The organism is Pseudomonas sp. B21_DOA, assembly GCA_030544685.1.
GTDB classification, from domain to species: domain Bacteria; phylum Pseudomonadota; class Gammaproteobacteria; order Pseudomonadales; family Pseudomonadaceae; genus Aquipseudomonas; species Aquipseudomonas fluorescens_AO.
Genome location: CP086683.1, coordinates 1120880 through 1143185 on the forward strand (window position 1 = coordinate 1120880; position 22306 = coordinate 1143185).

3 protein-coding genes and 1 pseudogene are annotated in these 22306 nt (G+C 61.1%); 3 read left to right on the plus strand and 1 reads right to left on the minus strand.

Features of this window, described 5'->3' with window-relative positions; genetic code table 11:
- Positions 1 to 105: 105 nt before the first annotated feature.
- Entirely contained in the window at positions 106 to 16944 is a 16839-nt protein-coding gene (locus tag LJU32_05345; GenBank protein WKV89774.1) for a LapA family giant adhesin, read from the minus strand.
- A gap of 361 nt (positions 16945 to 17305) precedes the next feature.
- On the opposite strand from LJU32_05345, the gene LJU32_05350 reads away from it, so the two are divergent.
- The 3 genes and pseudogenes from LJU32_05350 to LJU32_05360 all read left to right on the plus strand — a co-directional run bounded on the left by LJU32_05350 (position 17306) and on the right by LJU32_05360 (position 22204).
- Complete coding sequence (locus LJU32_05350; GenBank protein ID WKV89775.1) at positions 17306 to 18658, plus strand: TolC family outer membrane protein; 1353 nt, start codon at positions 17306 to 17308, stop codon at positions 18656 to 18658.
- Between the two features lie 33 nt (positions 18659 to 18691).
- Positions 18692 to 20847: pseudogene (locus LJU32_05355) on the plus strand (type I secretion system permease/ATPase).
- Positions 20837 to 22204 (plus strand): HlyD family type I secretion periplasmic adaptor subunit, encoded by a 1368-nt coding sequence (locus LJU32_05360; protein ID WKV89776.1) that lies wholly within the window; start codon positions 20837 to 20839, stop codon positions 22202 to 22204. Before LJU32_05355 ends, LJU32_05360 begins: the two are co-directional and overlap by 11 nt.
- The last annotated feature ends 102 nt before the right edge of the window (positions 22205 to 22306 follow it).

A 22306-nucleotide genomic window follows, 5' to 3' on the forward strand; every position in this document is an offset into this window, starting at 1 on the left:
AGTCAACTGCGCGCCAGTATGCGGGGCGACGATCAAATCGTCACCGCTGCATCGCCCGCAAACGCGACGGCCGCCTCACAGGAGGCGGCCGTTTTGGTTTCAGCCTCAGCTGTTGTTGTGGTCGACCTTGATGGTCGGATCGCTGCCGGCAATCAGGTTGTGCAGGTTGGCGCTCGCCCAGTTGTTGCCTTCCAGTTTGATCGTCACGTCCGGCGTGGCCGCAGCGGCATCGCCCGAGTTGAATTTGCCCGCCGAGCTGACTTGCAGCGACGACGTGCCATCGACCGTGGTGATCTTCAGGAAGTTGTCGATCGTGCTGCCGGTTTCGCCCTGCAACAGGTCGCGCAGGTCGATGCGGTCGCCTTCGCTGGCTTTGAAATCCTTGATCACGTCGTTACCGGTGTCGCCCGATTTCCAGACGAAGGTGTCGCCACCGGAACCGCCAATCAGGATGTCGTTGCCCTGACCGCCAATCAGCGTGTCGTTGCCAGTGCCGCCGAGCAGGATGTCATTGCCTTTGCCGCCGTCGAGCAGGTCGGTGCCACCCGAGCCGAACAGGATGTCATTGCCTGCGCCACCGAGCAGCGTGTCGTTGCCATCGTGCGCACCGGACACATCGAACGCCTGATAGTGCTCGGTGATGTACTGGTGCACGTTGCTGGTGCTGACTTTGCTGACATCGACGCCGGTTTCCTTGGCGACGAACGCCTGCATCGCCTGGTAACCCTCGCCGGCAATGCCGTTGAAGCTGACCAGATCGCCGAACAGGATGTCGTTGCCTTCGCCGCCGTTGACGGTGTCGTTACCTGGCATCGTCGCTTCGGTATGGCCGATGATCGAGTTGGCCAGGTCCTTCGGATCGATGTTGGTTTGCGGCGTTTTGTCCGAGTCGTACGGCTTGAGGTCGTTGAGGCTGACGTCGTTGTTCAGGCCAATGGCTTCGACGTTCGACAATCCGCTCAACAAGGCAAAGCCGCTGGTCGAGTTGCTGGTGGTCGACGAGTTGGTGCTGTTACCGGTACCGGCCAGGTTCGACAGCTCGTAAGTGCCGTCACCCTGAGCGTGAATGGTGCCCAGATTGCTGCTGCTCCAGCCCCACCACGAACTGTAGGTCTGCAAAGTCACGGTGCCGGCACTGTTGATCGTCAATGCGTGAGTGTTGTCGATGTACGTGCTGAAGGTGTCGCCCGGCTTGTAGTTGCTGGTTTTCACCACGTCGTCGAGCTTCACATTGCCATACAGCGTCGGATTGGTTTGCTCGCCGGTCTGGTAATAGGTCGGCTGGCCATCAGTGATGAAGTACGTCAGGTTTTTCGCGCCGCTGTTGGCCACCGCGTCGGCACTCTGGAACCAGTTGGCCGTGGTCTTGAACACGTCCTCGTAGTTAGTGCCGCCACCGGAGCCCATCGAATCCAGCACGGCTTTGAGTTGCGCCAGCGCATTCGGGTCGTTGAGATTCACCGACACCGACTTGTTGACCTGGGTATCGAAGTCCACCAGGAAGATATTCACCGTGCCCGAATTGCTGCCGCCCAGACTTTGCTTGAGGCTGTTGAACACCGAGGTCAGCGAGTCTTTCGCAGCGTTAAGCGACGAGGCGCTCATGCTGCCCGAGCTGTCGACCATGAATGCGATGTTGTAATTGGTGCCCGGGACCACGGTCAGGCCGCCGATGTCAGCGACGATGATGTCATTGGCGTCGGTGCCGGTGACGTTGTCGTCACCCGAGGTGGCGGTGACCGCGTTGTACACCGCAGGCACTACCGTGACCGGAATGGTCGCGCTGCTGCTCGCCGAGCCGCCGACCTGTTCGGTGGACGTCGAGGTCACGGTCAGGTTGAACTGGCCGTTGTAGTAGGCCGGTGGGGTCACGGCCAGGGAACCGAGGTTCCAGCCGGTGACGTTGGCTTCGCCATTGCTCGCGGTGACGGTGAAGGTGTGACCCGCGCCATCGCTGAGCACCGAGCCGACCGGCGCGCCGCTGATCTTCACGCTCAGGGTTTCCGAGCCGTCGGTGTCGGTCAGCGCGGTGCTGATCGCCGACAGTTTCACCGTGGTGCCTTCGGCGCCGGTGTTGAGCTTGTAGCCGTCGTAATAGCCTTCGCCATTAGTGCCGTGCAGATCGGAGACGGTCACGCCCGAGTTGATCAGGTCCTGCACACCGGTGTAGATCGGCACGCCGGCGTTGCTCAGATCGATCGGCGTGCCGCCGTTGACCGACAGGTTGACGTCGTAGCTGCCCGGGCCGCTCTGGTTGTGGTGGTAGATGTCGAGGGTGTAGTAGCCGCTGGTGGTCGGGGTGAACGAACCATTGATCGCACCGCCCGCGCCCCAGGTACCGGAAGCCACGTTCTTGCCGCCGATGGTGATCAGCAGGCTGTCATCGGCCACGCCGCTGAAGCTGTAGGTCTTGCCGGCTTCCAGATAGATCAGGCCAGAGGTCTTCGAAGCCGTGCCGGCGGCGACGCTGCCATCGGACTGCACATTGGTGATGTTACCGCTGGAGTTCGGCTTGCCGGCCGCATCGATCACACTTTTCAGAGTGGTCGAGTTCGCGCCGCTGCCGTCGGTGCCCAGGCCCGACAGACCGGTCCAGACTTCCTTGATCAGGCCGGTGGATTTCACACTGTTGTCAGCCACGGCTACGGTCGGCGCATCCGCCACTGGCGTGATGTCGATCTTCACTGTGCCGGTGCTGCCCAGCGCCTGGCCGTCGGTAGGCTGGAACTTGATCTGTGCGTAATCCGCCTGATTGTTGCCCAGACCGGTGCCGCCGTAACCGTTGGTGCCCGACTCGTTGGCATCCGGCAGGAAACGCAGCTTGCCGGCGTCGATGTCGGCCTTGCTGAAGGTCTGGTTGTTGGCCACATCCTTCCAGGTCGAACCGTCCAGATACTGCAGTTTGCCCTCGCCCGGCAGCTGCGTGATCTTGATTCCGAGGCTGCTCGCCGGACTGTCGACATCGCTGACGCCAAAGGTCGACCAGCCGAGTACCAGCGGCGTGTCTTCGGTGCCGGTGACATTGCTCGGCGCGGCGACCGGTGCATCGTTGACCGCCACCACGTTGACCGTGGTCGTCGCGGTGTTCGAGTAGTTGCCGCCATCGGTCACCGTCACGGTGATGATGCGTGGCACGGTGCTCGGGTTTTCGCTGCTGTTGGTGAAGCTGATGTTCTTGATGGCCTGCATGTAGTCGGCCAGGGTCGCGTTACCCGAGAGGGTCAGGGTCACCGTGCCGTTGGTGCTGTTGGCATTGATGGTGATGCCATTGACGCTGTTGCCCAGATTCAGCGCATCGCCGTCCTGACGGTTGGTCAGCACCACGGTGGCACCGGTCAGCATGGTGCTGTCCGGGTCGGTGATGCTGATGTCGGTGTCAGCGATCGACACGCCGGCGCCCGGGGTGTTCTCGGTGAACGTCACTTTGTAATCGGCACCGGTCGCACCGCTGGAGTTGTTGGCATCCAGATCGAGTACCGGAGGGGCATCGTTATCGATGATCGAGGTGCTGACGCTGCCATTGGTGCTGCTGACCGCGAGGTTCTCGAAGTTGCCGCCGGTAGCCGAATCGATCTTGACCACGAAGTTCTCGGTGCCTTCGGTGATCTTGTCATCGAGGGTGGCGACGTTGAACTGCGCGCTGCTGGCGCCCGCCGGGATCTTCACGGTGTACACGCCAGTGAAGTCCGAACCGTCGGCGGCGGTGCCGCTGTAGACGATTTTCAGGGTCACTTCGGTCTGCGCCGGGTGATTGAGGCTGACGGTATAGCTGGCGGTCTGGCCTTCGGTCACCGAACTGCTGCCGGTGATGCTGACGGTGGTGGTGTCGACGGTGTCGGTGACGCTGGTCACCGCTGGCGTGGTGCTCGGTACCAGTTTTTCGAAGCTGCCTCCGGTGGCGCTGCTGATGGTCGCCTGCACGGTGCCGGCGTCTTTGTAGACGTCGTCAGCTGGCGCTGGAACGTTCACCGTGCCGGTGGTTTCGCCAGCCTTGATGGTGATCACGGCGCCGTTCGACAAGGTTACGGTCACTGGCGAGCCAGCGGCGTTGGTCAGGGTCGCGGTGTAAGTGATCTGGCCACCTTCAGCCACCGAGTTTGTTGCCGACAGCGACAGGCTGGTGGTGTCGACGGTGTCGGTCACGGTGGTGCTGACCGGCGTTTTGTCGGCGACGAGGTTTTCGAAGTTGCCGCCGCTGACGTTGGTGATCGAGTTGGTCAACGGAGCGTTGCCGGTCAGCGCATCGTTCGGTGCGATGGCCGTTACGGTGCCGGTGGTCTGGCCGACCGCGATCGTGATGTTCTGGCCGTTGGCCAACGTTACGACAACTGGCGAACCGGTGACGGGGGCGCCGACGGTTGCGGTGTAGACGACATTGCCGCCTTCTGCCGCTGTGGCGGTTGCGCTCAGTTTTACGGTGGTGGTGTCGATGGTGTCCGTAACACTGGTCACGGCAGGCGTGCTGCTGGTCACCAGGTTTTCGAAGTTGCCGCCAGTGGCTTTGCTGATGGTTGCCTGCACGGAACCGGCATCTTTGTAGACGTCGTCGGACGGTGCCGGAACGGTTACGGTGCCGGTGGTTTCGCCAGCCTTGATGGTGATCACGGCGCCGTTCGACAGGGTCACGGTCACTGGTGAGCCAGCGGCGTTGGTCAGTGTCGCGGTGTAAGTGATCTGACCACCTTCGGCCACCGAGTTGCTGGCGCTCAAGGACAGATTTGTAGTGTCGGCAACATCAGTAACTGCGGTCGCTACCGGAGTTTTATCCGCCACCAGATTTTCGAAATTGCCGCCGGTTACGTTAGTGATCGAATTGGTGATCGGCGCGTTGCCGGTCAGCGCATCGTTCGCAGCAACAGCGGTTGCCGTGCCAGTAGTCTGACCGACGCCGATGATGATGGTCTGGCCGTTAGTCAGAGTCACCACGACAGGCGAACCGGTAACTGGCGCGCCGACGGTTGCGGTGTAAGTCACGGTACCGCCTTCGGCTACCGAAGTATCGGCGGTCAGTTTGACGGTCGAGGTGTCGATGGTGTCAGTGACCTGAGTAACCGCTGGCGTAGTGCTTGGTACCAGGTTCTCGAAGTTGCCACCGGTAGCGCTGGTGATCGTCGCCTGTACGGAACCGGCGTCTTTATAGACGTCATCCGACGGTGCTGGAACGGTTGCGGTGCCGGTGGTTTCGCCTGCTTTGATTGTGATCACGGCGCCGTTCGACAAGGTCACGGTTACTGGCGAGCCTGCGGCGTTGGTCAATGTCGCGGTGTAAGTGATCTGACCACCTTCGGCCACGGAGCCAGTCGCACTCAGCGACAGGTTAGTAGTGTCGGCAACATCGGTAACTGCGGTCGAAACCGGAGTTTTGTCCGCAACCAGATTTTCGAAGTTGCCGCCGCTGACGTTGGTGATCGCGTTGGTGATCGGCGCGTGGCCGGTCAGTGCATCGTTCGAGGCAACAGCGGTTGCAGTGCCAGTGGTCTGACCGACGCCGATGGTGATGGTCTGGCCGTTGGCCAAAGTGACCACCACTGGCGAGCCGGTAACTGGCGCACCGACCGTGGCGGTGTAAGTCACAGTGCCGCCTTCAGCAACCGAGGTATCGGCGGTCAGTTTGACCGTCGAGGTGTCGATGGTGTCGGTGACCTGGGTAACCGCTGGCGTAGTGCTCGGAACGAGGTTCTCGAAGTTGCCACCGGTCGCGGTTTTAATCGTTGCCTGCACCGAGCCGGCATCTTTGTAGACGTCATCGGACGGTGCCGGAACGGTGGCGGTGCCAGTGGTTTCACCGGCCTTGATGGTGATCACAGCGCCGTTCGACAAGGTGACTGTCACTGGCGAGCCAGCGGCGTTGGTCAATGTCGCGGTGTACGTAATCTGGCCACCTTCAGCCACCGAGTTGCTGGCGCTCAAGGACAGATTTGTAGTGTCGGCAACATCAGTAACTGCGGTCGCTACCGGAGTTTTATCCGCCACCAGATTTTCGAAATTGCCGCCGGTTACGTTAGTGATCGAATTGGTGATCGGCGCGTTGCCGGTCAGCGCATCGTTCGCAGCAACAGCGGTTGCCGTGCCAGTAGTCTGACCGACGCCGATGATGATGGTCTGGCCGTTAGTCAGAGTCACCACGACAGGCGAACCGGTAACTGGCGCGCCGACGGTTGCGGTGTAAGTCACGGTACCGCCTTCGGCTACCGAAGTATCGGCGGTCAGTTTGACGGTCGAGGTGTCGATGGTGTCAGTGACCTGAGTAACCGCTGGCGTAGTGCTTGGTACCAGGTTCTCGAAGTTGCCACCGGTAGCGCTGGTGATCGTCGCCTGTACGGAACCGGCGTCTTTATAGACGTCATCCGACGGTGCTGGAACGGTTGCGGTGCCGGTGGTTTCGCCTGCTTTGATTGTGATCACGGCGCCGTTCGACAAGGTCACGGTTACTGGCGAGCCTGCGGCGTTGGTCAATGTCGCGGTGTAAGTGATCTGACCACCTTCGGCCACGGAGCCAGTCGCACTCAGCGACAGGTTAGTAGTGTCGGCAACATCGGTAACTGCGGTCGAAACCGGAGTTTTGTCCGCAACCAGATTTTCGAAGTTGCCGCCGCTGACGTTGGTGATCGCGTTGGTGATCGGCGCGTGGCCGGTCAGTGCATCGTTCGAGGCAACAGCGGTTGCAGTGCCAGTGGTCTGACCGACGCCGATGGTGATGGTCTGGCCGTTGGCCAAAGTGACCACCACTGGCGAGCCGGTAACTGGCGCACCGACCGTGGCGGTGTAAGTCACAGTGCCGCCTTCAGCAACCGAGGTATCGGCGGTCAGTTTGACCGTCGAGGTGTCGATGGTGTCGGTGACCTGGGTAACCGCTGGCGTAGTGCTCGGAACGAGGTTCTCGAAGTTGCCACCGGTCGCGGTTTTAATCGTTGCCTGCACCGAGCCGGCATCTTTGTAGACGTCATCGGACGGTGCCGGAACGGTGGCGGTGCCAGTGGTTTCACCGGCCTTGATGGTGATCACGGCGCCGTTCGACAAGGTGACTGTCACTGGCGAACCAGCGGCGTTGGTCAGTGTCGCGGTGTAAGTAATCTGCCCACCTTCGGCCACGGAGCCAGTCGCACTCAGCGACAGGTTAGTGGTGTCGGCAACGTCAGTGACAGAAGTCGAAACCGGAGTTTTATCCGCCACCAGATTTTCGAAATTGCCGCCGGTTATGTTGGTGATCGCGTTGGTGATCGGCGCGTGGCCGGTCAGTGCATCGTTCGAAGCAACAGCGGTTGCAGTGCCAGTGGTCTGACCGACGCCGATGGTGATGGTCTGGCCGTTGGCCAAAGTGACCACCACTGGCGAGCCGGTAACTGGCGCACCGACCGTGGCGGTGTAAGTCACAGTGCCGCCTTCAGCAACCGAGGTATCGGCGGTCAGTTTGACCGTCGAGGTGTCGATGGTGTCGGTGACCTGAGTAACCGCTGGCGTAGTGCTTGGTACCAGGTTCTCGAAGTTGCCACCGGTAGCGCTGGTGATCGTCGCCTGTACGGAACCGGCGTCTTTGTAGACGTCATCGGACGGTGCTGGAACGGTTGCGGTGCCAGTGGTTTCACCGGCCTTGATGGTGATCACGGCGCCGTTCGACAGGGTCACGGTTACTGGTGAGCCAGCGGCGTTGGTCAATGTCGCGGTGTACGTAATCTGGCCACCTTCAGCCACCGAGTTGCTGGCGCTCAAGGACAGATTTGTAGTGTCGGCAACATCCGTAACTGCGGTCGATACAGGCGTTTTGTCCGCCACCAGATTTTCGAAGTTGCCGCCGCTGACGTTGATGATCGCGTTGGTGATCGGCGCGTGGCCGGTCAGTGCATCGTTCGAAGCAACAGCGGTTGCAGTGCCAGTGGTCTGACCGACGCCGATGGTGATGGTCTGACCGTTGGCCAGGGTCACGACGACAGGCGAACCGGTAACTGGCGCACCGACCGTGGCGGTGTAAGTCACAGTGCCGCCTTCGGCTACCGAAGTGTCGGCCGTCAGTTTGACTGTCGAAGTATCGATGGTGTCGGTGACCTGGGTAACCGCTGGCGTAGTGCTTGGTACCAGGTTCTCGAAATTGCCACCGGTGGCGCTGGTGATCGTCGCCTGCACGGAACCGGCATCTTTATAGACGTCGTCGGACGGGGCTGCCACGTTCACGGTGCCGGTGGTTTCGCCAGCCTTGATGGTGATCACGGCGCCGTTCGACAGGGTCACGGTCACTGGTGAGCCAGCGGCGTTGGTCAGTGTCGCGGTGTAAGTGATCTGACCACCTTCGGCCACGGAGCCAGTCGCACTCAGCGACAGGTTAGTAGTGTCGGCAACATCGGTAACTGCGGTCGAAACCGGAGTTTTGTCCGCAACCAGATTTTCGAAGTTGCCGCCGCTGACGTTGGTGATCGCGTTGGTGATCGGCGCGTGGCCGGTCAGTGCATCGTTCGAAGCAACAGCGGTTGCAGTGCCAGTGGTCTGACCGACGCCGATGGTGATGGTCTGGCCGTTGGCCAAAGTGACCACCACTGGCGAGCCGGTAACCGGTGCGCCCACGGTTGCGGTGTAAGTCACGGTACCGCCTTCGGCCACCGAGGTATCGGCGGTCAGTTTGACGGTCGAAGTGTCGATGGTGTCAGTGACCTGAGTAACCGCTGGCGTAGTGCTTGGTACCAGGTTCTCGAAATTGCCACCGGTAGCGCTGGTGATCGTCGCCTGCACGGAGCCGGCATCTTTGTAGACGTCATCGGACGGGGCTGGAACGGTTGCGGTGCCAGTGGTTTCACCGGCCTTGATGGTGATCACGGCGCCGTTCGACAAGGTCACGGTTACTGGCGAGCCAGCGGCGTTGGTCAACGTTGCGGTGTAGGTGATCTGGCCACCTTCAGCCACCGAATTGGTGGCGCTCAAGGACAGATTTGTAGTGTCGGTAACGTCGGTGACAGAAGTCGAAACCGGAGTTTTATCCGCCACCAGATTTTCGAAATTGCCGCCGGTTACGTTAGTGATCGAATTGGTGATCGGCGCGTTGCCGGTCAGCGCATCGTTCGCAGCAACAGCGGTTGCAGTGCCAGTGGTCTGACCGACGCCGATGGTGATGGTCTGGCCGTTGGCCAATGTCACGACGACCGGCGAACCGGTAACTGGCGCGCCGACGGTTGCGGTGTAAGTGACGGTGCCGCCCTCGGCAACTGAGGTATCTGCAGTCAGCTTCACCGTTGAGGTGTCAATGGTGTCGGTGACTTGAGTGATCGCTGGCGTAGTGCTCGGAACGAGGTTCTCGAAGTTGCCACCGGTAGCGCTGGTGATCGTCGCCTGGACGGAACCGGCGTCTTTGTAGACGTCGTCGGACGGGGCCGGAACGGTCACATTACCGCTGGTTTCGCCAGCCTTGATGGTGATGACAGCACCGTTCGACAGGGTCACGGTCACTGGCGAGCCTGCGGCGTTGGTCAATGTCGCGGTGTACGTAATCTGGCCACCTTCAGCCACCGAATTGCTGGCGCTCAGGGACAGGTTGGTTGTGTCGGCAACATCCGTAACTGCGGTCGATACAGGCGTTTTGTCCGCCACCAGATTTTCGAAATTGCCGCCGCTCACGCCAGTGATCGAGTTGGTGATCGGCGCATTACCGGCCAACGCATCGTTCGCAGCAACAGCAGTTGCAGTGCCAGTGGTCTGGCCGACGCCGATGGTGATGGTCTGACCGTTGGCAAGCGTAACGACAACTGGTGAGCCGGTAACCGGAGCGCCGACGGTGGCGGTGTAGGTGACAGTGCCGCCCTCAGCCACCGAAGTATCGGCGGTCAGTTTGACCGTCGAAGTGTCGATGGTATCGGTGACATTCGTCACCGCTGGAACCGCGCTCGGAACAAGGTTCTCGAAGTTGCCGCCGGTCGCACCTTCAATGGTCACTTCGACTTTGCCGGCATCTTTATAGACGTCGTCTTTCGGTGCGTCGACGGTCACGGTGCCGGTAGTTTTACCCGCGTCGATGGTGATCGTGGCGCCGTTCGACAGGGTCACAGTCACCGGTGTGCCGGCCGGGTTGGTCAGCGTTGCGGTGTAGGTGATCTGGCCGCCTTCGGCGACCGAATCGCTGGCGCTCAGGTTCAGGTTGGTGGTGTCGGTGGTGTCCGATACCACGGTGTCGGCGGGCTTGCCGTCGACCACGAGTTTTTCGTAGTTGCCACCGGTGGCGCCGTCGATGGTTACGCTCAGCGAGCTGCCGCCCGCCAGCGGGCTGTTCGGCGCGACGTAGTTGACGCTGCCGGTGGTTTCGCCAACAGCGATGGTGATGGTCTGGCCGTTGGAAAGGCTCACGACCACCGGCGAACCGGTCACTGGCGCGCCCACGGTGGCGGTGTAGACCACGGTTTCGCCTTCGGCAACGTTCGCGGTTGCGCTCAGCGACACGGTGGAAGTGTCGATGGTGTCGTTGACCGTGGTCACCACCGGCTCTTTGCTGGTGACGAGGTTTTCGAAGTTGCCGCCGGTTGCGCTCTGGATGGTCGCTTCAACGCTGCCGGCGTCTTTGTAGACGTCGTCTTTCGGAGCATCGACCGTCACGCTGCCGCTGGTTTTGCCGGCCTCGATGAGGATGGTCGCACCGTTCGAAAGAGTCACGGTGACCGGTGTGCCGGCGGCGTTGCTCAGGGTTGCGGTGTAGGTAATCTGGCCGCCTTCGTTCACCGCGCCGGTCGCGCTGAGCGACAGGTTGGTGGTGTCGACGGTGTCGGTCACGGTGGTGCTGACCGGGGTCTGATCGGCAACAAGGTTTTCGAAGTTGCCGCCGCTGACGTTGGTGATCGAGTTGGTCAGCGGCGCGTGGCCGGCGAGGACGTCGTTCGGCGCGGTAGTGCTCACGCTGCCGCTGATCTTGCCGACTTCGATGGTGATGTTCTGACCGTTGGCCAGAGTCACGACCACAGGCGAACCGGTAACCGGAGCGCCCACGGTGGCGGTGTAGGTGACGGTGCCACCTTCGGCCGCGGTTTCGGTGGCGGTCAGTTTGACCGTCGAGGTGTCGACGGTGTCGGTGACATCAGTAACCGCTGGCGTGGTGCTCGGCACCAGGTTTTCAAAGCTGCCGCCGGTGGCATCCTTGATCGTGACTTCAACTTTTCCGGCGTCTTTGTAGACGTCATCGGCAGGTGCCGGAACGGTGACGGTGCCGCTGGTTTTGCCGGCCTCGATAGTGATCACCGCGCCGTTGCTCAGATTCACGGTGACCGGCGTGCCGGCCGGGTTGCTCAGGGTCGCGGTGTAGACAATCGAACCGCCCTCGGCCACAGAGCCGGTCGCGGACAGCGACAGGTTGGTGGTGTCGGCGACGTCAGTCACCGAGGTCACCGCCGGGGTCTGGTCAGCCACGAGATTTTCGTAATTGCCACCGCTGGCGCCGTCGATTTTCACGCTCAGGGTGTTGCCGCCGGCCTGTGCATCGTTCGGCGCGGTGAAGTTGACGCTGGCACTGCTGGCGCCAACCGGAATGGTGATGGTCTGGCCGTTGGACAGGGTCACCAGCACTGGCGAGCCAGTGACCGGTGCGGTCACGGACGCGGTGTAGACAACCACGCCGCCTTCAACCGCGCTGGCGCTGGCAGTCAGCGAAACAGTGCTGGTGTCGACGGTGTCGGTGACATCAGTTACCGCAGGAGTCTTGTCGATCACCAGATTTTCGAAATTACCGCCGCTGGTTTTGGTGATGCTCGCATCGACCTTGCCGGCGTCCTTGTACACGTCATCGCCAGGCGCGGCGAAGGTCGCAGTGCCAGTGCTCGCACCCTTGGCAATGTTGATTACCGCGCCGTTGCTCAGGGTCACGCCCATGGCGGTGCCGGCCGGATTGCTCAGGGTCGCCGTGTAGACGATCGAGCCGCCCTCGGCAACGCTGCCGGTGGCGCTCAGGCTGATGTTGGTGGTGTCGACGGCGTCGGTGACTTTGGTCACCACAGCCGAACGATCGGCCTCGACGCGCTCGAAATTGCCGCCGCTGTGGCTGGCGATCGCCGTCCGCACGTTGCTGCCATCGATGTACGGGGTGTTGGCGGGCGCCGGGAAATTCACCGAGCCGCTGGTAGCACCGGCCGCGATGTTGATCACCGCGCCGTTGGCCAGGGTCACGGTCATCGCAGTGCCGGCCGGGTTGCTCAGGGTCGCGGTGTAGGTGATCTGGCCACCTTCGCTGACGGTATCGCTGGCGGTCAGGGTCAGTGCGGTTGTGTCGACGGTGTCGTTGACCGTGGTGCTGACCGGGGTCTTGCTGACGTCGAGTTTTTCGAAGTTACCGCCGCTGGCGTCGGTCATGGTTACGGTGAGCTTGCTGACGTCCTTGTAGACGTCATCGCTCGGTGCGGCAATCGTCACCGAACCGCTGGTCTTGCCGGCTTCGATGGTAATGGTCTGGCCATTGCTCAGGTTGACGGTCACCGGCGTCTGCGCGGCGTTGGTCAACGTTGCGGTGTAAGTGATCGAAGAGCCTTCGAGCACGTAGCTTTCCGCGCTGAGGGTCAGGTGCGTGGTGTTGACCGTGTCGGCAACATTGGTCACCGCCGGCGTCGGGTTGGGTACCAGGCTTTCGAAGTTGCCACCGGTGGCGTCCTTGATCGTCACTTCGACTTTGCCGGCGTCTTTGTAGACGTCATCGGCCGGCGCCGGAACGGTCACGGTGCCGGTGGTCTTGCCGGCTTCAATGGTGATGACCGAGCCGTTGCTCAGATTCACGGTCACAGGCGTACCGGCCGGATTGCTCAGCGTCGCGGTGTAGGTGATCTGCCCGCCTTCGTTGACATTGCCGGTCGCAGTCAGCGCAACGCTGGTGGTGTCGACGGTGTCGGTCACGGTGGTGCTGACCGGAGTCTTGTCGGCGACCAGATTTTCGTAGTTGCCGCCGCTGACGTTGGTGATCGAGTTGGTCAGCGGTGCGTGACCGATCTGCACGTCATTCGATACCGGGGCGGTAACGCTGCCGGTGGTCTGGCCGACGGCGATGGTGATGTTCTGGCCGTTGGCCAGGGTCACGACAACCGGCGTGCCGGTGACGGGTGCGCCGACAGTGGCGGTGTAGGTGACGGTGCCGCCTTCAGCGACCGAGGTATCGGCGGTCAGTTTGACCGTCGAAGTATCGATGGTGTCGGTGACTTGAGTGACCGCTGGGGTGGTGCTCGGGACGAGGTTCTCGAAGTTGCCGCCGGTGGCACTGGTGATTGTGGCCTGCACGGAACCGGCGTCTTTGTAGACGTCGTCGGACGGAGCCGGGAAGGTCACATTACCGCTGGTTTCGCCTGCCTTGATGGTGATGACGGCGCCGTTTGACAAGGTTACGGTCACTGGCGAGCCAGCAGCATTGGTCAAAGTCGCGGTGTAAGTAATCTGGCCGCCTTCAGCCACGGAAGCGGTCGCGCTCAGCGACAGATTGGTGGTGTCGGCAACGTCGGTGACGGAGGTCGACACTGGAGTTTTGTCCGCCACCAGATCTTCGTAGTTGCCACCGCTTACGCCAGTGATCGAGTTGGTCAGCGGAGCGTTGCCGGTCAAGGCATCGTTCGGCGCGGTGTAAGTGACGGAGCCGGTGGTCTGGCCGACGCCGATGGTGATGTTCTGACCATTGGCCAACGTCACGACCACAGGCGAGCCTGTGACTGGCGCGCCGACGGTGGCGGTGTAAGTCACGGTGCCGCCTTCGGCAACCGAGGTGTCTGCGCTCAGCTTCACCGTCGAGGTATCGACGGTGTCAGTGATTTCGGTCACTGCTGGCGTAGTGTTCGGCACCAGATTTTCGAAGTTGCCGCCGGTGGCGTCCTTGATGCTGACTTCGACCTGGCCGGCGTCCTTGTAGACGTCATCGGCCGGCGCTGGAACGGTAACGGTGCCGGTGGTTTTGCCGGCATCAATGGTGATCACCGAGCCGTTGCTCAGGGTCACGGTTACCGGGGTGCCGGCCGGATTCGTCAGCGTGGCGGTGTAGGTGATCTGGCCACCCTCGGCCACAGAGCCGGTGGCGCTGAGGCTCAGGCCAGTGTCATCAACCGAGTCGGTGATGGTGGTCACGGCAGGTGTGGTGTTTGGCACCAGGTTTTCAAAGTTGCCGCCGGTAGCGCCAGTGATGGTCGTGCTGACGGTGCTGCCGTTGCTGTACACATCATTGGCCGCAGTCGGCACGTTGACGGTGCCAACGGTTTCGCCAGCCGCAATGGTGATGGTCGAGCCGTTCGACAGGATGACGGTCACCGGCGTCTGCGCTGGATTGGTCAGTGTCGCGGTATAGGTGATCTGACCACCTTCAACAATATTGTTGGTCGCGGTCAGCGTCAGGCCGGTGTTGTCGACCGAGTCGGTGATCGTAGTGACTGCTGGCGTGGTGTTCGGCACCAGGTTTTCGAAGTTGCCGCCGGTAGCCCCGGTGATCGTGGTGCTGACGGTGCTGCCATTGTTGTAAACGTCGTTGGCCGCAGTCGGCACGTTGACGCTGCCGACGGTTTCGCCAGCCGCGATGGTGATGGTCGAGCCGTTGGACAGCGTGACGGTTACCGGGGTTTGTGCCGGGTTGGTCAACGTCGCGGTGTAAGTGATCTGGCCGCCTTCAACAATGTTATTCGTCGCAGTCAGGGTCAGACCGGTGTTATCAACCGAATCAGTTATCGTGGTAACGGCTGGCGTGGTGTTCGGCACCAGGTTTTCGAAATTGCCACCGGTAGCCCCGGTGATCGTCGTGCTGACGGTGCTGCCATTGTTGTAAACGTCATTGGCCGCAGTCGGCACGTTCACGGTGCCAACGGTCTCGCCCGCAGCAATGGTGATGGTCGAACCGTTCGACAGGGTGACGGTAACTGGCGTCTGCGCTGGATTAGTCAGCGTTGCGGTGTAAGTGATCTGACCGCCTTCAACAATGTTGTTGGTCGCGGTCAGGGTCAGGCCAGTGTCATCGACCGAATCGGTGATGGTGGTGACCGCAGGCGTGTTGCTTGGCACCAGATTTTCGAAATTGCCACCGGTAGCGCCAGTGATCGTGGTGCTGACGGTGCTGCCGTTGTTGTAAACGTCATTGGCCGCAGTCGGCACGTTGACGGTGCCGACTGTTTCGCCAGCCGCGATGGTGATGGTCGAACCGTTCGACAGAGTGACGGTTACCGGTGTTTGTGCCGGGTTGGTCAGTGTCGCGGTGTAGGTGATCTGACCGCCTTCAACGATGTTGTTGGTCGCGGTCAGGGTCAGGCCGGTGTTGTCGACCGAATCGGTAATCGTGGTGACCGCTGGCGTCGCGTTCGGCACCAGGTTTTCGAAATTACCACCGGTAGCGCCAGTGATCGTTGTGCTGACGGTGCTGCCATTGTTGTAGACGTCATTGGCCGCAGTCGGCACGTTGACGGTGCCAACGGTCTCGCCGGCCGCAATGGTGATGGTCGAGCCGTTCGACAGGGTGACGGTTACCGGGGTTTGCGCCGGGTTGGTCAAGGTCGCGGTGTAGGTGATCTGACCGCCTTCAACGATGTTGTTGGTCGCAGTCAGGGTCAGGCCGGTGTTGTCGACCGAATCTGTGATGGTGGTAACGGCTGGCGTGGTGTTTGGCACCAGGTTTTCAAAGTTGCCACCGGTAGCGCCAGTGATCGTGGTGCTGACGGTGCTGCCGTTGTTGTAAACGTCGTTGGCCGCCGTCGGCACGTTCACGGTGCCGACGGTTTCGCCAGCCGCAATGGTGATGGTTGAGCCGTTCGACAGGGTGACGGTTACCGGGGTTTGTGCCGGGTTGGTCAGGGTTGCGGTGTAGGTGATCTGACCGCCTTCAACAATGTTGTTGGTCGCGGTCAACGTCAGGCCGGTGTTGTCGACCGAATCAGTGATCGTGGTAACGGCTGGCGTGGTGTTTGGCACCAGGTTTTCGAAATTGCCACCGGTAGCGCCAGTGATGGTGGTGCTGACAGTGCTGCCATTGTTATAGACGTCATTGGCCGGCGTCGTCACGTTGACGGTGCCGGTAGTCTGGCCCGCGCCGATGGTAATGGTCGAACCGTTCGACAGGGTGACGGTTACCGGGGTTTGTGCCGGGTTGGTCAACGTAGCCGTATAGGTAATCTGACCGCCCTCAGTCACGCTTGAGCCAGCCGTCAATGTAACAGTGGTGGTGTCGACGGTGTCAGTCACTTGCGTGGTCGCCGGGACGGTCGGCGGGGTCACGGTAATTCCGTTGCCGCCGCTGGTGCCGGTGACGGTCACGTCGATTTGGGTCGGGTCGTTGTAGACCGTGTCGTTCGGCGCCAGCGGCACGTTGACGGTGCCGGTGGTGGCGCCGGCCGGGATGACGATCACTGCGCCATTCGACAGGGTGATGGTCAGGTCGGTCAGCGGCGCCTGGGTCAGGGTCGCGGTGTACACCAGCACGCCGCCGGCTTCGGTGATGGTCGGCGTGGCGCTGAGGCTCAGGGTCGAGTCACGCAGCGCGTTGGTGGTGGTGTCGGTGGTCAGGCCGCCGGTGGTGTCCTGCGCGACTTGGCCGGCAGAATTGATGCCCGCCGTCGGAAAGCCAATGGTCGGATCGACGCGGCCAGCGGTGGCGTCGAGCATGACAAAACTGTGACCACCACCGGCGGCGCCACCGGTACCTGCGGCGGTCGGGCCGGCCGCAGTGGATTCAAGTGCGGTGGTCGGGTCGACACCAGCGGCAATGGCTTGCTGCAGTTCTTCTACAGAAGGCGCAGCCTGCGCCGTGGCTTCGGCCAGGTCAGTGCTGGAGTCAGGCGAGCTGGCACTCCACTGGGTGTCGCGGCCCAGATCGAGCATGCGGCCATCGGCCAGTTCCAGCGACACCGCGCCGGACAGACCGGTATCGATCTGGTCGCCGACATACAGGCGATCGCCTTCAACGAGTACGCGACGCACGCCCTCTGGGGACACCACGAAAACCTGACCGACAATGCTTTTGACGACGGCAACAACACTGCTCATTGAAGACTCTCCGGGGTGTCACATTCAGTTGACTTCCATGGGCCTGACGGGCGTCGGCGCCACTTCAGTCTGGACGTACTTTCTATAAATGGATAACTTATTGACGCTGGATTTCCGTCAATAATATGGCTATAAATTATCGCGATTAACTTTATGCCAAACTATTGACCTTCTGGGAGCCATCCTAAACAATCGCCCCACTAATGTCACATTGATATTTCCGCGGCGACCTGTCCTTCAGCCTGTCATCCAGTTCCTTTTTTGAACTTTCCGACATACGGTCTTTCGGGTTGCCATCATCCGACGCAGCGCCACGTTTTTGCTGTGATTCAAGACAAGAAGTTCCGGGAAAATTCCAACCATGCGTTCGCTTTTGCTCCTTGCCGCTCCCTTCGCTCTCGCCGCCTCTTTTGTACAAGCACAATCCTTACCAGAAGCCATGCAACAGGCGCTGGATGTCCATCCGGAGATTCAGGCAGGGGTCAACAGTCGTTTGGCGGCGGATTATCAATTGAAGGCTGCGAAAGGGGGATACCTGCCCAAGGTCGATCTGCTGGGCGGTTATGGCCGTGAAGGTACTGATAGCGTGACCACCCGAGCCAACGGTGGCGGCAATCACTGGGAGACGTTGAACCGCAGCGAGTCAAGTTTACGTCTCTCGCAAATGGTTTTTGACGGTTTCGCGACGTCCAACGAAGTTGCGCGTCAACAAGCCAACGTCAGCTCCCGTGCTTACTCGTTGCTGGGCACTTCCGAGCGTACTGCACTGACCGTCGCCCAAGTCTATCTGGATGTGCTGACGCGTCGCGAATTCGTCCGCCTAGCCGAGGAAAACCTCAAGAGCCACCAGCGCATCTACGACCAGATCCAATTGCGCACCCAGCGCGGCGTCGGCAGCGGTGCCGATCTTGATCAGGCCGAAGCCCGTATGGCGCAAGCCCGCAACAACCTGATCACCGAACAGACCAACCTCGCCGACGCGGAAACCAACTTCCTCAGCGCTGTCGGCCAGATGCCCGACCAGCTCGAGCGTCCGGCGCCGTTCATGGCGATGATGCCGGCCAACCTCAATGAAGCCCGCGCGCAAATGCTGGAAAACAGCCCGATCCTGCGTTCCGCCGAGTCGGACATCGCCGCTGCCGAGAAGCAGTTCGCCACCGCCAAATCGACCTTCTACCCGCGCTTCGACGCTGAGCTGGGGCGTACCGCCGACAACGATCTCGATGGCCAGAATGGCCACAACAACGAATGGCAGGCCATGCTGCGCATGCGTTTCAACCTGTATTCCGGTGGCAGCAACAAAGCCGATCTGGAATCCAAGTCGTACCTGGCCAACCAGGCGCTGGACATCCGCAACAACGCCCTGCGGCAGTTGAACGAAGAGCTCGGCCTGGCCTGGAACGCGCTGAACAACGCCAACGCTCAGGTACCGATCGCTCAGCAATACGTCGATCACAGCACTTCGGTGCGCACCGCTTACCAGCGTCAATTCAGTCTCGGTGAACGCACTCTGCTGGACTTGCTCGACAGCGAAAACGAACTGTTCACTGCTTCGCGGCGTCTGGCGGAAATCAAGAACATTCAGTTATTTACTCAGTATCGAATCAAGGCGACCATGGGCCAATTGCTCAAAAGCCAGGGAGTGGTCGCGCCGTTGGCATCCGTTGTGCAGAACGACGTGAAGCCCAAGGTCCAGCTGCCTGGGATGAACTGAGTTATCCCTTTCAACTGTTAAAGAGTGTCGAGCGTGGAATCAGAAGTCAGTCGAGTTCAACTCAGCCATGATCCGCGCGCGTTGCATGACGATCCGTTGCTGGATGGTCTGCTCGCCCTGTGCATGCTGCACCAGAAGCCCGCCAGCGCGGCGATGCTGACCACCGGCCTGCCGCTGCCCAAACAACGTTTGAGTATCGAGTTGCTGCCGCGCGCAGCGCTCGCGCCGGCCTGCAGGGTCGGGTGTTGCAGCGCAAGCTAGAAGAAATTCCGGCGATCGCCATGCCCGCGCTGTTGCTGCTCAAGGATGGCCGCAGTGCCGTCCTGCTCGGCTGGCAGGGCGACGACGAAGCACGCGTGCTGCTCAGCGAAAGCGACGGCGGCGAGTCGGTGGTCAGCCGTGAACTGCTGAGCGACGATTACACCGGCAAAGTGTTCTTCGCCCAGCCGCAGCACAAATTCGACGTCAACCACGGCACGCTGATCCCGCGTGCACGCTCGTGGTTCCGTGACACCCTCAAGCGTTCGCGCTGGCTGTACGCCGATGCGATCGCCGCCAGTTTCCTGATAAACATCATCGCCATGGCCGCGCCGCTGTTCGTGATGAACGTCTACGACCGCGTGGTACCGAACCAGGCCGAAGCAACCCTGTGGGTGCTGGCGCTCGGTATCACCGGAGCTTACATCTTCGACCTGATCCTCAAGAGCCTGCGCAGCCTGTGCCTGGATCTGGCCGGGAAGAAAACCGACCTGATCATCTCCGCCACGCTGTTCGAGCGCATCGTCGGCATGGCGATGAAATACCGCCCGGCGCGGGTCGGCAGTTTTGCGCAGAACATCCACGAGTTTCAGAGCCTGCGCGACTTCCTCGCCTCGCTGACCCTGACCAGTCTGATCGACCTGCCGTTTACCATTCTGATTTTCATCGTCATCGCCATTCTCGGCGGGCATCTGGTATGGATTCCGGTGCTGGCCTTCCCGATTGCCCTGCTGATCGGCTACGCCTTGCAGAAGCCGCTGATCGCGACCATGGAGCGCACCATGGCGCTGGGCGCCGAGCGCCAGTCGAGCCTGATCGAAACCCTCGCCGGTCTGGATGCGGTCAAGGTCAACAACGCCGAAAGCGAGCGCCAGTATCAGTGGGAGCAAACCATTGGCACCCTCAGTCGTCTCGAGCTGCGAGTGAAAATGCTCTCCGGTCTGGCGATGAACATCACCTTGCTGATCCAGCAACTGGCCGGGGTGATCATGATCGTCTTCGGCGTGTACCAGATCATCGCCGGCAACCTGAGCATGGGCGGGCTGATCGCCTGCTACATGCTCAGCGGTCGCGCGCTGAGCCCGCTGGCCTCGCTCTCAGGTCTGCTCACGCGCTATCAACAGGCGCGGGTGACCATGGCTTCGGTCGACCAGATGATGGAACTGCCCCAGGAGCGCAATTTCGAAGAGCGTCCGCTGAGCCGCAAGGTCTTGCAGGGTGCTATTGAATGCCGCCAACTCAGCTTCACCTACCCGGACCAGCAGAACCCGGCGCTGAAGAACATTAACCTGGTCATCCGTCCCGGCGAAAAAATCGGCATCATCGGCCGCAGCGGTTCGGGCAAGAGTTCGCTGGCTAAACTGCTGGTCGGCCTGTATCAACCGGACGACGGCGCCTTGCTGGTCGACGGCGTGGATATCCGCCAGATCGACGTCAGCGAACTGCGCTACAACATCGGCTACGTGCCGCAGGATATTCAGCTGCTGTCCGGCACCCTGCGCGACAACCTGGTCTCCGGCGCGCGTTACGTCGAAGACGAGTTGGTGCTGCAAGCCGCCGAACTGGCCGGCGTCCACGAATTCGCCCGTTTGCACCCGCAGGGCTATGAACTGCAAGTCGGCGAGCGTGGACAGAACCTTTCCGGCGGCCAACGGCAGAACGTCGCCCTGGCTCGGGCGCTGTTGCTCAATCCGCCGATTCTGTTGATGGATGAGCCAACCAGTGCGATGGACAACACCGGCGAAGAACGCCTCAAGCAACGTCTCGCAGCGGTAATTGAAAACAAGACCGTGGTGCTGGTCACGCACCGGGCATCGCTGTTGTCGCTGGTCGATCGCCTGCTGGTGATCGATCGCGGGCAGATTCTCGCCGACGGCCCGAAAGCCGCCGTGATGGAAGCGTTGAAGAAGGGGCAGATCAGTGTTGCTTAAGTCCGGTGTCAAGGAGTCGATCCGTCGCTACTTCAAGGGCTCTGCCTCGCTGCAGGGCCAGCCGCTGCCGGAGGTCAACAAGGCGCTGATCGAAGACGCCCCGCGCGTCGTGCGCCTGACCATCTGGGCGATCATCGGCTTCTTCGTATTCCTCATGCTCTGGGCCAACTTCGCCGTGATCGACGAAGTGACCAAGGGCGACGGCAAGGCGATTCCGTCGTCGAAGATCCAGAAAATCCAGAACCTGGAGGGCGGTATCGTCTCCGAGCTGTTCGTCAAGGAAGGCCAGATCGTCGAGGCCGGCGCGCCGCTGATTCGTCTCGATGACACACGTTTTGCCTCCAATGTCGGCGAAACCGAGGCCGATCGCCTGTCGATGTTGCTGCGGGTCGAGCGTTTGAGCGCGGAAGTCGATGACCGTCCGCTGAATTTCCCCGAGGACGTGCTCAAAGCCGTGCCGGGCCAGGCGAAAAGCGAAGAGTCGCTGTACATCAGCCGCCGTCAGCAGTTGCACGATGAAATCGGCGGCCTGCAGGAGCAGTTGATCCAGCGTCAGCAAGAGCTGCGTGAGTTCAGCTCCAAGCAGGCGCAGTACCGTCAGCAACTCGGCTTGCAGCGTCAGGAAATCAACATGTCCGAGCCGCTGGTGGCGCAGGGCGCGGTTTCGCCGGTGGAAGTGTTGCGCCTCAAGCGTGCCGAAGTGGAAACCCGCGGCCAGCTCGATGCGACCACGCTGGCCATTCCGCGTGCCGAATCGGCGATCAAGGAAGTGCAACGCAAGATCGACGAAACCCGCGGCAAATTCCGCAGCGAAGCGCTGACCCAGCTCAACGAAGCGCGCACCGATCTGAACAAGGCCCAGGCCACCGGCAAGGCGCTGGAAGACCGCGTCAGCCGTACGCTGGTTACCTCGCCCGTGCGGGGCATTGTCAATAAATTGCTGGTCAACACCATTGGCGGCGTGATCCAGCCGGGCAGCGACATGGTCGAAATCGTGCCGCTGGACGACACCCTGCTGGTCGAAGCGAAGATCCGCCCCCAGGACATTGCCTTTCTGCATCCGGGGCAGGAAGCGATCGTCAAATTCACCGCGTATGACTACACCATCTACGGCGGGCTGAAGGCGCAGCTGGAGCAGATCGGCGCCGACACCATCACCGACGAAGACAAGAAAACCACTTACTACGTGATCAAGGTGCGCACCGAGCGCAGCCACTTGGGCACGGATGAAAAGCCACTGCTGATCATCCCGGGGATGGTGGCGTCGGTGGATATCATCACCGGCAAGAAGTCGGTGTTGAGCTATTTGCTCAAGCCGATCATCCGGGCGCGGGCCGAAGCGTTGCACGAGCGTTGATCCCCAGTGGCCTCGCTGGCCTCATCGCTGGCAAGCCAGCTCCCACAGTTATCTGTTTTCAACAAATATCTGGAGTCCATATGCGAACCCTGTGGGAGCGGG